The sequence below is a fragment of the Pseudarthrobacter sp. ATCC 49987 genome, from assembly GCF_009928425.1.
Classification (GTDB): Bacteria; Actinomycetota; Actinomycetes; order Actinomycetales; family Micrococcaceae; genus Arthrobacter.
In genome coordinates, this window is the sequence record NZ_JAABNS010000001.1 from 53716 (window position 1) to 66478 (window position 12763).

Sequence of the window (12763 nt, forward strand, 5' to 3'; positions counted from 1 at the left end):
GACCTACTTGCCGGTCTTCCAGGCACCCTGGAAAATCGGTGCGGTGCCGGAGGTGAATTCGACGTGTGACTTGGCGTTGGCGCCGTAGACCTGGACTTCGTCCCAGAGAACGAGGGCCAACGCCTGGTCGACAACCAGCGTGCGCTGTTCTTCGGCGACGAACTGCTTGTGCGCTGCTGCGCTGGTGGCGGCGCGTTCCGTGGCGAAGAGCGCATTGAGCTGCGGGTCCGCGTTCAATGTCTGCGTGTTGGTGACCGGGCCGAAGACCGGCCCCAGGCCGCCGTAGGCGAACTGCCGCGTTCCGAAGAATTCCACGTTGGGGTCCTTCATGGAAGTCGCCAGGAAGGCGTTGTCCGCCGCGCGGTTGACCAGCTTCACGCCGATCTTGCGCCACTGCTGCTCGATCAGTTCGAAAGCGGGCTTGATGACCACGGAGTTGTTGGATGACGTGACGGTGACTTCGAGCTTCTGGCCGTCCTTGGCGCGGATGCCGTCGGAGCCAACTGCCCAGCCGGCCTCATCCAGCAGGTTCTTGGACTTCTCCGGGTTGTAGGCCAGGTCGGCGGAGAGATCAACGAAGTCTGGTGCTTCACGGTTCAGGATGGAGCCGGCGAGTTCGTAGCTGTCGGAGAGCACCGTGTCCTTGAGCGTCGGCCGGTCGATGCCGAGCTGCAGTGCCTGGCGGACCTTCGCGTCCGCCAGCTTGCCGCTGCCGACCCGCGCCGCCGCCATGTTTGCGGTCAGGTCAATGCCCTTGGCCGGCAGGACCTGGTTGCCGCTCCCGGCGAGGGCAGTTTCGTCGGCCGGCTGCAGGCCGCGGACCAAGTCAACCTGGCCGGTCTGCACGGCCCCCGCGCGGTGGGCCACTTCCGGCAGGTACTTCACGACGACCTTGTCCAGATAGGCGGCCCCCTGGTTGGCGGCACCCTCCGGAGCCCAGGCGTAGTCGGAACGCTTGGCCAGGACGATTTCCTCATCGGCCTTCTCTGATTCGAAGGTGAAGGGACCCGATCCGGAGATTTTCGCGATGGCCGACTGGGCGGCGTTGTCCAGGGTGAGGGTCTTCGGCGACACGAGTCCGGCGGTGACGGAGGACGTGGCGCGCAGGAAGTTGGCGTCGGGGGAGGACAGGGTTACTTCCACCTGGTCCTCGCCGGTGACCTGCGAGGACTCGTAGGTGGAGAAGTCAACGTTCGGCTGGATCTTGGCGCTCTCGATACCCTTGCCCAGGGCCTCGAAGTTTGCCTGGACTGCCTTGGCGTCAAGCGGCGTTCCATCGCTGAAAGTCACTCCGGGGCGGATTGTGAAGGTGAACTTGGTCTGATCCTCACTCGCGGTGAACTTGCTGGCGATCCAGGGGACAAGCTCGCCCTTCTTTGCATCGAAATAGGTCAGCCGGTCCAGCACGCTGTTCAGGACGTTCGCCTTTTCGTAGAAGCGCGCCGCCTGGGTCTGGAAGTTGTTAATCGGGGTGACCTCGGCGAAGACGAACGTTCCGCCCTGCACCGGCTTTCCGTCCGCGCCGGCCTGGGATGCCGACGTGCCGCCAGCACCGCCGCAGGCACTCAAGGCCAGGGCTGCCGCGCCCATCAGTGCCAGTAAACGCAGCGGGTGGCGCCTGCTCTTCGAACTCGTGGCGGGCGTGAGTGATTCAGGGGTATCCATCGCGGATCCTCTCGGTCGTGACCGGGGGACGCCAAAACCGTACGAGTTTGTCCGACACAGCACGGGGCCGGGCCGGTGGAACCTGGGATCTTGGCAATCTCCATCGGTCCTGGCATTAGCACCTTGCCCTTGCGGGTGGTTGCTACGGCGTCATCGAGCCAGGTCTCTCAGCCGATCTGGATGGTCTTTATTCGTCACGAAGGACATTTTTCGGTTCCGCGACCGTTGCGGGTGGCGGCAACATCCACTTTGTTGCAGAATCTTCGATTTCCCAACAATGACGACATGTTCTGCAACAAACGATCACACAGAGCCACATCCCGCCTCATGGCGCCATGATTGCGGCCGAAGGTCAGCGACGTTCGGCAGCCGTGCACGACGGCGTCGAGCCCCGGCTCAGGAGGCGGGGCGTGCCAGGGGTTGACCGCCGCGAAGGACCGCGGCGAGCCCGAAGTCTGCGTCGACCGCCACAATGTCGGCCCGCATGCCGGCCTTCAGGCTCCCGATCTCGGCCTCAAGGCCCAGGATCTTGGCCGGGACCAGGGTCGCCGATTTCACGGCGTCGGCAGGGCTGACCCCGGCCCCGATCGTGCGGCGGACAACTTCCAGCAGGGTGGCCGTGCCGCCGGCGAGGGCGCCGTTGCTCTTCAGTGCCGCCACGCCGTCGCGCACCACCACGGCGGCAGGACCGAGCGCGTAGTCGCCGTCGGGCAGGCCGGTCGCCGCCATGGAATCGGTGACCAGGACGACGTTGCCGGCGCCGACCAGCTCGAAGACCATCCGGACCGTCGCGGGGTCCAGATGGACGCCGTCGCCGATGAGTTCCACAGCGACGGTGCCCTGGGCCGCGAGGCGCAGGCATGCCGCCACAGGGCCGGGACTTCGGTGGTGGAGCGGCGGCATCCCGTTGAACAGGTGTGTCACCGTCGGCCGCCGGCCCGTTCCGGGCCCGGAAGCACCGGAGTTAGTAGCGTTCAGGGCTCCGGCGCGGGCGCGCAGGGACGCGGCCGCGCTGGTCAGGGAATCCACGGTGGTTTGGGCGTCGGCGTCGGTGTGGCCCAGCGACGGCGTGACGCCATTCGCGGCGAGCATGCTGACCAGACCGTCGGCGCCCGGCAGCTCGGGGGCATACGTCATGGTCTTGAGGGTGCCGCCAGCCGCATCCAGCAGCCGGCGGAGCAAATCGGGGTCCGGGGCCCGCAGCCATTGCGGGTCCTGTGCCCCGCAGCGGGCCTGGGCGAGGAACGGGCCTTCGGAGTGGATGCCCGCGATGAGGCCCTCGTCCGCGAGTTGCCTCAGCACCCCGACTCCCCTCACGAGCTCCTGCCCTGACGCCGTGACGAGGCTGGCCAGCAGTGTGGTTGTTCCGTTGCGGTGCAGGAAGCTGACGGCGTCGCGGCACGCGTGGCTGTCGCCGGTGGGAAAGCCGCCGCCTGCCGCGCCGTGGCAGTGGAGGTCGACGAGTCCGGGAAGGATCGAGCTGCCCGGCGGAAGCTTGAGTTCCTCCGCAACGGGGAAGCGGGCCGCGTCGAAGCCGCTCCGGGGGCCGGCGTAGGCGATTCTTCCGTCTGCCACCGCGACCACGGAATCAGCCGTGGCAGCGCCGTCCGAGATCAGTGTCCCGGCCAGGATGTAGGCGGAGCCGACGACGGGTTCGTGGGTGTCCGGTCGGTGCGCGTCGGGCATTACATCTTGGCCAGTTTGGCGCGCACCATCATGAAGATCCCGTAACAAATGAGGCCAGCTCCGACCGCAGCCAGGATGTACATGCCGAACGGCTGGTCACGGAGGGCCCTGAGGCCGCCGTCGAGCCCGGTGGACTCCTCGGGGTGGGCTTTGATCGTGGCGACAATGACCAGCAGCCCCACGAGAAGCAGGACAATGCCTTTGGCGGCGTAGCCGACGACGCCGAGGACGGTCACCGCCGTCCGTGCCTTGTGCGAGGCGGGGAGGCGGAGGTGCTTGGCGAAGGACTGCCGGAAGCCGCGGATGGCGTAGACGATTCCGGCGACTGCGACGCCCGCGCCGACGGCGAGCAGGAGTGCGTAGCCTCCCGGGGCCTTCAGCACGGAGGCTGTGAGGTCGCTGGTGGAGCTGGTGTGGTCCTTGCCGGCGCCGCTGGCGAAGGAAAACAGGGTGAGGGCGAGTCCGGCGTAGACGACGGCTTGGAGGGCGGCCTTGGCCTTTTTCCCCAGTTTCTTTTTCGCCGGCAGGTGCTCGAAATCGAAGATGGCATCACTGGTTTGCCAGATCGCGAGGGCGACGCAGGCGGCGAAAGAGCTCCACAGCAGCAGTGGACCGGCCGGCTGGCTCCCAAGCTGCTCCACTGCACCACTGACGTCAGCCTCGCCTTCGCCGCCCATGGCGAGCCGGATCGCGACGAGTCCGATGAGGAAGTGCAGGATGCCGCTCACGGCAAAACCGGCGCGGGCCACCAGCTCCAGCGGGCGGGAATTGGTGATGTCTTCGGCCGCGTCGGCGGCGTCCTTCAGTTCTCTCTTGATGGCGGTCCCTCAACTGGCTCGGTGGTTCTGCCGGACGTGAGTTCCGCCCGGTTCATGCATCTTCGGTAATCGTGCCACGCGGAGGCCGCCGGGAACAGCACGGTCGAGTGACCGGCCTAGCGGCGCAGGTAGCTGAGGTCGAAGATGAGCCGGCCCGCCTCGTGCGCCTTGTTCTCGAAACTCGTCAGGATCCGGCCGTCGAACCGCGGGGCCCAGCCGCCTGTCTCATCGATGCCCTCGTTGGGTCCGGTGTGTTCCGTGCTCACGGGTGCGCGGCCCTCCTTGACGGGGGCCCCGCCCACGAGGGACTCGACGCCGGATTCCCACACTTGGGTGAGCGGGCTCTCCGCGCCGCTGCGCTCGCCGTCGTGCAGGTTCTCGAAGTCGGGGGAGCCGGCCATGACCTCGCGCACGTGGACGGCGTAGTTGGACCAGTCCGTCGCGATCCGCCAAAGGCCGCCAGGCTTGAGCGCCCGCGCGGCGAGCTCGGCGAACGCCGGCTGGATGAGGCGGCGCTTGTGGTGCCGGGACTTGTGCCACGGGTCCGGGAAGAAGACCCACAGTTCCGTGACGGAAGCCGCTGGCAGCATGGTGGCCAGCACCTCGGGGGCGTTCGCCTCCACAACGCGGACGTTGCTGAGGCCGCGGCTGTTGATTTTGATCAGCGTGTTGGCCAGTCCCGGCGTATAGACCTCCACGGCAAGGAAGTCCTTGTCCGGGTTCTCCTCGGCCGCGTGGCACACGGCATCGCCGAGCCCCGAGCCGATCTCCACGATCAGGGGGGCCTTGCGGCCGAATTCGGCTTCGGCGTCGAAGACGTAGTCCGGGTGTACGGAGGTGTTGGCGATGTGGCGGGGGACGTCGACGGCCCATCGGTCAGAATGTTCCTCCCACGCCACCTGCCGGCGCCCCTGCAGGCGGGTGCCGCGGCGCACAAAGCTGACCGGCCGGCCGCCATAGGTGCCGAAGGAGGCCTGGCTGCCGGGGGTCACCGGGCGCGGTGTCTGCGGCGACTCGGGGGATTCTGGGGATTCACTCATCCCTTCCAGAATAGTGGAGTTCCGGTGTAGGCCCGGGTCGGCAGGATTGGCCGGAAGCGCTCTGTTGACACCGCGGGCGGCACCGAGCCTGCCAGAATGGGGTCCGTGACTGTACCGAAAAGCCCCCAGGACTCCACCGTCAGCGGCCTCAAGACCGGGGACCGTCGGGTCTTGCTGGTGGACGCCGAGATCGACGACGTACCCGCGGCGGACCCCACCCGGGTCGGCAGCCGCCGCACCCTGGCCTACCTGGGCGTGTGCCTGGTCCTGATCGGCCTGAACCTCCGTACTGTCTTCTCCAGCTTCGCCGCGGTACTGCCGGAAGTGACGGCCGACGCCGGGCTGCCGGGCTGGGCCGTCGTCGTCCTGACCACCGTGCCCGTGACGCTGCTGGGGGTCTTCGCCCCGCTGGCTCCCGTTCTGGCCCGCCGCTTCGGGGCCGAGCGGGTGCTGCTGGGCGCCATGGCGGTGCTCACCGCCGGGCTGCTGCTGCGGCCCCTGGAGGCCGGAGCCGCCGGGCACCTTCCCGCTCTGCTGGCCGGGACGGCGGCCTGCGGCGCCGCAATCTCGCTGTGCAACGTGCTGCTGCCCGGCCTGGTGAAGCGTGACTTCCCGCACCGGCTCGGGCTGATGGGCGGCCTCTACACCACGGCGATCTGCGCCTCAGCGGCCCTTGGCGCCGGTTTCACCTACCCCGTCTTCAGCGCGACGGGGGAGTGGACCGCAGCGCTGTGGTTCTGGGCGCTGCCCGCCGGCGTCGTACTTCTGCTGTTCCTGCCGCTGGCCATCAGGCAGCGCCACGGCCGGCACCAGAGCGCGCACGGCGGCGTGAATGTGTGGCGCTCGGCGGTCGCGTGGCAGGTGACCATCTTTATGGTGCTGCAGGCGATGATGTCCTTCAGCGTTTTCGCCTGGCTGGCTCCGATCCTGCGCGAACGCGGGGTGGACGGCGGCACGGCCGGAGTGATCGTCTCCGTCTCGATCGTGCTGCAGATGCTGGGGTCCTTGTTCGCCCCGGCGCTTGCCACCCGGTTCCGGGACCAGCGCGCGATCAACACCGTGGTGGCGCTCATGACCGGTGGCGGCTTCGCACTGAGCATCTTCGGCCCGCTCGAGTTGATCTGGTTGTGGACCGGGCTGCTGGGATTGGGTCAAGGCAGCCTGACCGCCGTCGCGCTCACCATGATCATGGTCCGCACCCGTGACGGCCACACCGCGGCGCACCTGTCAGGCATGATGCAGGGAGTGGGCTATGGGGTGGGCTCCACCGGCACCCTGATGGTCGGCCAACTGCACCAGGCGACGGGGTCCTTCGCGGCGGCGGGTGTGCTGTTCCTCGCCGTCGGATCGCTGGCCGCCGTGTTTGGCTACCGGGCCGGTCGGAGCCGCTTCATCGGCGGTTGACGAGATTAGTGGGGCAACGGCTCAGGAACGCCGGCGCTGGAGGTATTGCTCGACGAGGTAGTCCGCGATGGCCAGGCACGAGGTGGCCGCGGGCGACGGGGCATTCCGCAGCAGCGTCACCGGCCCCACCTGGTCCACGGCGAAGTCGTCCAGCAGCGCCCCGTCGCGCCCCCAGGCCTGGGCCCGCACCCCGGAAGCCGTTTTCGCCGTCAGATCCGACATGGTGAGTTCCGGAATGAACCGCCGCGCCTTGCGGTAGTAGAGCGACTTCACGAGGGAGGCGCTGATCTCATCCACACCCATCCGCCAGTGTTTTTTCGCCAGCGGACCTGCCCCCGGCCACCGCAGGGATTCCCAGGTGTCCTTCGCCGAGGCGGAGAGCCAGCCGTAGCCCTCCCGGGCGAGCGCCGGGACGGCGTTGGGACCCACATGCACGCCGTCGTACACGCCGCGGGTGAAGTGCACGCCGAGGAAGGGGAACCGCGGGTCGGGCACCGGGTAGATCATCCCCTGCACCAGGTGGTTCCGTTCCGGGTTGAGCGACCAGTATTCGCCCCGGAAGGGGAGGATTTTCGGCGAGGGGTCGGCGCCCACCAGGCGGGCAACGACGTCGGACTGCAGGCCGGCGCAGGCGATCACACGGTCGAAGCGGTGCTCCGAGCCGGGTGTGCTGACCCGCACGGTGGCGCCCTCGACCTCCATTGTCACCACTTCCCGTCCGAGCAGAACGGTGCCGCCGGCCGTGCGGACGTCCTGCGCCATCGCCTCGGTAATCGCCGCGAAATCGACGACGGCGGTGTGCGGCGAATGGACCGCGGCCACGCCGGCGACGTGCGGTTCGAGCTCGTGCAGCCGCGCGACGTCGTTGATCCGGGCGAGGCCAGGCACACCGTTCGCCCGGGACCGCTTTTCGATTTCGGCCAGGGCAGGAAGCTCGGACGCGTCGACGGCCACCACCAGCTTGCCGACTTCCCGGTAGGGGAGATTCTTCTGCAGGCAGTAGTCCCGCAGGGCGGTCCGTCCCGCGGTGCACAACTGAGCTTTCAGCGATCCCGCAGCGTAGTAGAGGCCGGCGTGCACGACGCCCGAGTTGTGGCCGGTCTGGTGCGAGGCCAGCCGGTCCTCCTTCTCGAAGACGGTGACCTCGCCCAGGCCGCGCTGCACAATGGCGCGTGCCAGCGCGATGCCCACGATCCCGCCACCAATGATTCCAATGCGTTCACTCACGTCAGGGGGTCCTTTTCGCCGCGGTCTTCCCGCGAGTATAGAACCCCGCCGATGCCCGGGGGCTGCGTCCCGCCGCCTGCTGTGGCATGCTTCCCCTTTAGCCAACATCCCGGATCCGCCAGGAACCGCCGCCCGGTCCCTGCTATCGACGTCGGTGGGGTCTCGCGGTCCGTCCATCACTATCGATCAGGCCGCCACTTGCCCCGCACCGCCCCCGCTCCGAGCCTGGAATCAGCCGGCATCTTCCACCGGGATTACCTGCTGGTCACCCTGGGCGCCTGTGCTCTCGTGTTCCTGGTCGCCTTCGAATCGCTCGCGGTCACCACCATCATGCCGCTGGTCAGCCGCGAGTTGGAGGGGGCATCCCTCTACGCCCTGGCGTTCGCCGGACCGCTCGCCACGGGCGTCATCGGGATGGTGGCCGCCGGCAACTGGTCCGACCGGCGCGGCCCCGTGGGGCCGCTGTATGCATCCGTGGCCATGTTTGTGCTGGGCCTGCTCATCGCCGGGACGTCCGTGACCATGCCCGCTCTCGTGGCCGGCCGGCTGGTCCAGGGCCTGGGCGGCGGCGCCATGACAGTGGCACTGTACGTGGTGATCGCCCGGGTCTATCCGCCCGCGCTGCATCCGAAGATCTTCGCCGCGTTTTCCGCAGCCTGGGTGATTCCCTCGCTGGTGGGCCCCTTCGCTGCCGGCATTGTGGCGCAGCTGGCCAGCTGGCACTGGGTGTTCCTTGGGGTGGTGGGGCTGGTGGTGCCGGCCCTGCTGATGATCGTGCCGGCCCTGCGCGGGTTGCGCGGCACGCCCGACGGCGGAACCCCGGCTGGTGCCGCACCGGGGGACATGCCCACTCCTGCTCCGCGGAAGTCCGCGGGCTCCGGCAGGCTGGCGTGGGCCGCCCTCGCGGCGCTCGCCGTGCTCGGCCTCAACCTGTCCTCCCGGCTACCGGTGGCCGGCGGAATGGTGGCCGTGGCGGCGGTCGTTATAGCCCTCATCGCCGTCCGCCCGCTGGTGCCGCGGGGAACCCTGACCGCCCGCCGCGGCCTCCCGAGCGTCATTCTCACCCGCGGGCTGGCCTCGGCCGCCTTCTTCGGCGCCGAGGTCTACCTCCCGTACCTGCTGGTGGAGCGCTACGTTTTCTCACCCACTCTCGCCGGGCTGACCCTGACCGGCGGCGCCGTCGCCTGGGCCGTGGGCTCCGCGGTCCAGGGCCGGCTCGGGTCGCGCCTGGATCACCGCCGAGCGGTTCAAATCGGTGCGGCCCTCGTGCTCGGCGCCGTCGCCCTGGTGCTGGTGACCACGGTCCTCAGCTGGCCGGCCGCCGTCGTAATCACCGCATGGGTGTTCGCCGGCGGCGGCATGGGGCTGATGTATGCGCGGCTGAGCGTGATGACCCTGGCCCTGTCCAGCAAGGAAGACGAGGGCTTCAACAGTTCGGCGATGTCCATTTCCGACTCGCTCGGCGGGGCGCTGTCCCTCGCCACAACGGGCATCATTTTTGCCGCGTTCCCGACGACTGCGGCGTCCTTCGGCGGGGTCTTCGCCCTGACTACGGTGATCGGCGTCGCGGCGGTTGTGGTCGCCCCGCGGGTGGCCGGACGCCCGTCGGGCCGGTCCGCCGCCGCTGCCGCCCGATAAGACAAACGAGCTCCGGCCGGTGGATCCGGACGGAGCTCGTTTGTACAGGACACCCTCCCGGGTTTCCGGGAGACGGGAGGTGCCTAGCCCGCTGCCGGTACCTCCTCGGCGCGGCGGACGGCCTTCCATTCCGCAATCCGGGCCTGCTGCAGCGGCGACTGGCGGTTGAAGTACCAGGCGCCGCCGAGGAACAGGAACCAGGCCGGGGTCACCAGCAGGGCCAGCCGCGTGTCGTCGGCCTGGCCGAGTGCCACCAGCATGAAGCCAAAGAAGGCGAGCACGACGTAGGGCATGAAGCCTGAGCCCGGCATCTTGAACTTCGACGCGGCGTGCAGGGCGGGCCTGCGGCGGCGGAACACGATGTAGCTGATGAGGATCATCGACCAGACGAACATGGTCAGCACGGACGCCACTGAGGTGACGATGGTGAAGGCGCCGATGACGGAGTCGCCGGCGTAGAGCAGGACCAGCCCGGCCAGCAGGAAGATGCAGGAGAACAGCAGCGCGTTCTGCGGGACCTTGCGGGGGCTCAGCTTCCCGAAGGCCTTCGGGGCGTTGCCGTCCTGGGCGAGGCCGTAGACCATGCGGGAGGTGGAGTAAATGCCGGAGTTGGCACTGGAGGCGGCGGAGGTCAGCACCACCAGGTTGATGACCACCGCGGCGATGCCCAGCCCGGCGAGTGTGAACATGCCGATGAACGGGCTGCTGGTCGGGTCGATGCTGTGCCAGGGGTTGACGGCCATGATGACCACCAGGGCGCCAACGTAGAAGAGCAGGACGCGGACGGGGATGGAGTTGATGGCGCGTGGCAGGTTCTTCTCGGGATCCTTCGTTTCAGCGGCTGCCGTGCCGACAAGCTCGATGCCGGCGAAAGCGAAGATGGCGATCTGGAAGCCGAGGACGAAGCCAAACATGCCGTGCGGGAACATGCCGCCGTCGTTCCAGAGGTTGGACAGGCTGGCCACCGCACCGTTGGGGGAGGTGAAGTGGGTGGCGATCATGACGATGCCGGTGATGATGAGGGCGAGGATGGCCACCACCTTGATGATGGCGAACCAGAATTCCGCTTCGCCGAACGCCTTGACGCTGGGGAGGTTCAGCACAATCAGCACCACCGGCGTGATCAGGGCCGGGACCCACAGCGGTGTGCCGGGTGCCAGCTTGTCCACGTATCCGGCGATCGCGACGATGTCGGCCACACCGGTCACCACCCAGAAGAACCAGTAGGACCAGCCCGTGAAGAAGCCGGCCCAGGGGCCCAGGAGGTCGCCGGCGAAGTCGCTGAAGGACTTGTAGTTCAGGTTGGAGAGCAGGATCTCGCCCATGGCCCTCATGACGAAGAACAGCATGGAGCCGATGATCATGTAGACGAAAATGACGGACGGCCCGGCCAGGGAAATGGTTTTGCCGGAACCCATGAACAGGCCGGTTCCGATGGCGCCGCCGATGGCCAGCAGCTGGATGTGGCGGTTGCCGAGGGCGCGGGCGAGATGCGGTTCCTGCCCGTGGCTGCTGGGGGACTCTGGTGCAAGGGTCGGGGCAGCCGTGGTGGTGCGTTCAGACATGAGGCTTCTTCCTTGTTACAGGCGGGCCATGGCGGAGGGCATTCCGCGGGAGGCCCGCACGGGTCCATCGGGAGTGTGATGGAGGTAACACTTTGTCGTGTGGATTAAGCGTAGGGGCGGGTTTCGGGGGCCGCCGCGGCGCTGCAGCACGCCGGGCCGGCGCCGTCGGGGGTCGTCCGGAGGCTCGCCGGGGGTGCTGAAGGAGGGTCGTGCCAGGCAGGAGGAAGGCCCGCTCCGCCGCGACGACGGGAATTTTCGCCACCGGTCCCGGCCGGCCGCTGCCAGCCCTGCCCGGGCCGCGCGATTGCCCGCCCCGCAGCCTCACGGTCGACATTTGTCGAGAAATCTTGCCTCAGCTGTCGCCCCGTGTCCCCTGTCACCTCTGGGGGTGCCCGGCCCGGAAACTCTCGAGGTCGCCGCTAAGGTGCGGGATCGCCGGGGGTTTCTTCGGGCTGCCGGCCCGCTGCCGGCGCCGGACTCAGTGCGCGGTGAGGCGGGTGGCGCGCAGCACGGCGTCCGTCAGGGCGGCGGCCTCGCCGTCGGGCCCGGTGGCGCTCCGGTGCCGGGTGTCGACGACGTCGAGCCGCCACTCAGGCTCCTCAATGCCCAGCTCGGCGGCCAGCTGTTCGGCCGTGTAGAACCTCTCCGCCGCGTGATTGTGATGCTGGCCCCACGGCGGCAGCCCGTCGGGGTGGTGGCCGACAATCAGCAGCGTTCCTCCGGTCCGCACCGCTGCGGCCGCCAACTGCAGGGCCTGCTGCCATGGCATCACGGTGGAATGCAGGAACTGGGCCGTGACCAGATCGAAGAGTTCCCCGGGCACCCAGGTGGCGAGATCCTGCCGCACCCACGTGATGTTCCCGCCCTGGCCCCGTTCCTGTGCGTGCGCTTCGGCCCGTTCCAATGCGACGGCGGAGACGTCGACGGCGGTCACTTTCCAGCCGCGGCTGGCGAGCCAGATGGCGTCCGCGCCCTCGCCGCAGCCCAGGTCCAGGGCCGTCCCGGGAGGCAGGGGGGCGGCCTCGGCGATCAGCTGCGGATTCGGCTCGCCGCTCCAGACCCTGGCCCGGCTGCGGTACTTTTCGTCCCAGATGTGGGCTGCGCTGGCGTTGCTGTTGGGCTCGGGGTGGTCGTGCGCTGTCATCGTTGTCCTCGCCGGTCGTGGGGTCCTCTCCCACATCATGGCAGGGGAAGGCAGCCGGGGACACAGGTGGATTGAGTCGGCGGAAATTTGACACACGAAGATCACGGCACGGAAACGCCCCCGAAACCTCGGTGGTGGAGTCTGGATCCGGAGAGCGGAATGACACTGGGGTGAATCCGGATCCGGGGAAGGATCAGGCCATGACTGCAGAAGATGCGCGGCAGGTTCAATCGTGTGAGGAGCTGTCGGTGGGGGATCAGATCGAGGCATGGCATAACGGCAAACTCTTCCACCGGGGCGAGGTGATCCGGACCGTCGCGGCCACGGACCTGTTCTGGATCCTGGATGACCGGACCGGAACCCGGCGGCTGATCGACACCCAGGCGCTGCTCATCCTGCGCGCGGAGGCCCCGAGCGGTTCGGCAGCGACGCACGGTTCGGCGCCGCTGGCTGCGGAGCCCGGGCGGCCGGCGTCGCACGTCCCGCTGTTCCAGGCACCCAGCCTGGTGCGCTGACGGGAGACCTGGCCACGGTAGCGAATCCGGCGGGGCCCGGCGCCGTGATCATCCCGGCAAC

General features: G+C 68.4%; 10 protein-coding genes and 1 riboswitch. Of the genes, 3 read left to right on the forward strand and 7 right to left on the reverse strand.

Annotated elements, in window-relative coordinates; all coding sequences use genetic code 11:
• Positions 1-3: 3 nt before the first annotated feature.
• The 4 genes from GXK59_RS00245 to trmB all read right to left on the reverse strand — a co-directional run bounded on the left by GXK59_RS00245 (position 4) and on the right by trmB (position 5209).
• Positions 4-1665: an ABC transporter substrate-binding protein gene (locus GXK59_RS00245; RefSeq protein ID WP_160663385.1), complete on the reverse strand. Its 1662-nt coding sequence runs from the start codon at positions 1663-1665 to the stop codon at positions 4-6.
• Between the two features lie 97 nt (positions 1666-1762).
• Positions 1763-1852, reverse strand: a riboswitch (SAM riboswitch).
• A gap of 209 nt (positions 1853-2061) precedes the next feature.
• Positions 2062-3351, reverse strand: coding sequence for an N-acetylglucosamine-6-phosphate deacetylase (locus tag GXK59_RS00250; protein WP_160663387.1), 1290 nt, complete (start codon positions 3349-3351; stop codon positions 2062-2064).
• Positions 3351-4157 (reverse strand): DUF1206 domain-containing protein, encoded by an 807-nt coding sequence (locus GXK59_RS00255; protein ID WP_160668903.1) that lies wholly within the window; start codon positions 4155-4157, stop codon positions 3351-3353. The genes GXK59_RS00250 and GXK59_RS00255 overlap by 1 nt, the downstream gene beginning before the upstream one ends.
• A 128-nt stretch (positions 4158-4285) precedes the next feature.
• A complete protein-coding gene (gene trmB / locus GXK59_RS00260) occupies positions 4286-5209 on the reverse strand; it encodes a tRNA (guanosine(46)-N7)-methyltransferase TrmB (protein WP_160663389.1) in 924 nt (307 codons plus the stop codon).
• 96 nt (positions 5210-5305) lie between these two features.
• Here trmB and GXK59_RS00265 point away from each other — a divergent pair, with 96 nt between their 5' ends.
• Complete coding sequence (locus tag GXK59_RS00265) at positions 5306-6613, forward strand: MFS transporter (protein WP_237393711.1); 1308 nt, start codon at positions 5306-5308, stop codon at positions 6611-6613.
• Positions 6614-6634: 21 nt separating this feature from the next.
• Here the strand turns inward: GXK59_RS00265 and lhgO are convergent, their stop codons facing one another.
• Positions 6635-7840, reverse strand: coding sequence for an L-2-hydroxyglutarate oxidase (lhgO, locus tag GXK59_RS00270; RefSeq protein WP_202129034.1), 1206 nt, complete (start codon positions 7838-7840; stop codon positions 6635-6637).
• 198 nt (positions 7841-8038) lie between these two features.
• Between lhgO and GXK59_RS00275 the strand changes: the two genes are divergently transcribed.
• Positions 8039-9478 (forward strand): MFS transporter, encoded by a 1440-nt coding sequence (locus GXK59_RS00275; protein WP_237393712.1) that lies wholly within the window; start codon positions 8039-8041, stop codon positions 9476-9478.
• A gap of 83 nt (positions 9479-9561) precedes the next feature.
• Here GXK59_RS00275 and GXK59_RS00280 read toward each other — a convergent pair whose 3' ends face one another.
• Positions 9562-11043, reverse strand: a complete 1482-nt coding sequence (locus tag GXK59_RS00280; protein ID WP_160663395.1) for an amino acid permease — start codon at positions 11041-11043, stop codon at positions 9562-9564.
• A gap of 478 nt (positions 11044-11521) precedes the next feature.
• Positions 11522-12187 carry an SAM-dependent methyltransferase gene (locus GXK59_RS00285; RefSeq protein WP_160663397.1) on the reverse strand — a complete coding sequence of 222 codons (666 nt, stop codon included), beginning with the start codon at positions 12185-12187 and terminating at the stop codon, positions 11522-11524.
• Positions 12188-12387: 200 nt separating this feature from the next.
• Between GXK59_RS00285 and GXK59_RS00290 the strand changes: the two genes are divergently transcribed.
• The gene (locus GXK59_RS00290; RefSeq protein ID WP_160663399.1) at positions 12388-12702 is read left to right on the forward strand and encodes a hypothetical protein; all 315 of its coding nucleotides are present in this window, start codon (positions 12388-12390) and stop codon (positions 12700-12702) included.
• The last annotated feature ends 61 nt before the right edge of the window (positions 12703-12763 follow it).

Excerpts from the sequence above, each read along its gene's own strand:
- GXK59_RS00245 (WP_160663385.1), bottom strand. The coding sequence starts at position 1,665 with ATGGATACCCCTGAATCACTCACGCCCGCCACGAGTTCGAAGAGCAGG.
- GXK59_RS00250 (WP_160663387.1), bottom strand. The coding sequence starts at position 3,351 with ATGCCCGACGCGCACCGACCGGACACCCACGAACCCGTCGTCGGCTCC.
- trmB (WP_160663389.1), bottom strand. The coding sequence starts at position 5,209 with ATGAGTGAATCCCCAGAATCCCCCGAGTCGCCGCAGACACCGCGCCCG.
- GXK59_RS00265 (WP_237393711.1), top strand. The coding sequence starts at position 5,306 with ATGGGGTCCGTGACTGTACCGAAAAGCCCCCAGGACTCCACCGTCAGC.
- GXK59_RS00280 (WP_160663395.1), bottom strand. The coding sequence starts at position 11,043 with ATGTCTGAACGCACCACCACGGCTGCCCCGACCCTTGCACCAGAGTCC.
- GXK59_RS00285 (WP_160663397.1), bottom strand. The coding sequence starts at position 12,187 with ATGACAGCGCACGACCACCCCGAGCCCAACAGCAACGCCAGCGCAGCC.
- GXK59_RS00290 (WP_160663399.1), top strand. The coding sequence starts at position 12,388 with ATGACTGCAGAAGATGCGCGGCAGGTTCAATCGTGTGAGGAGCTGTCG.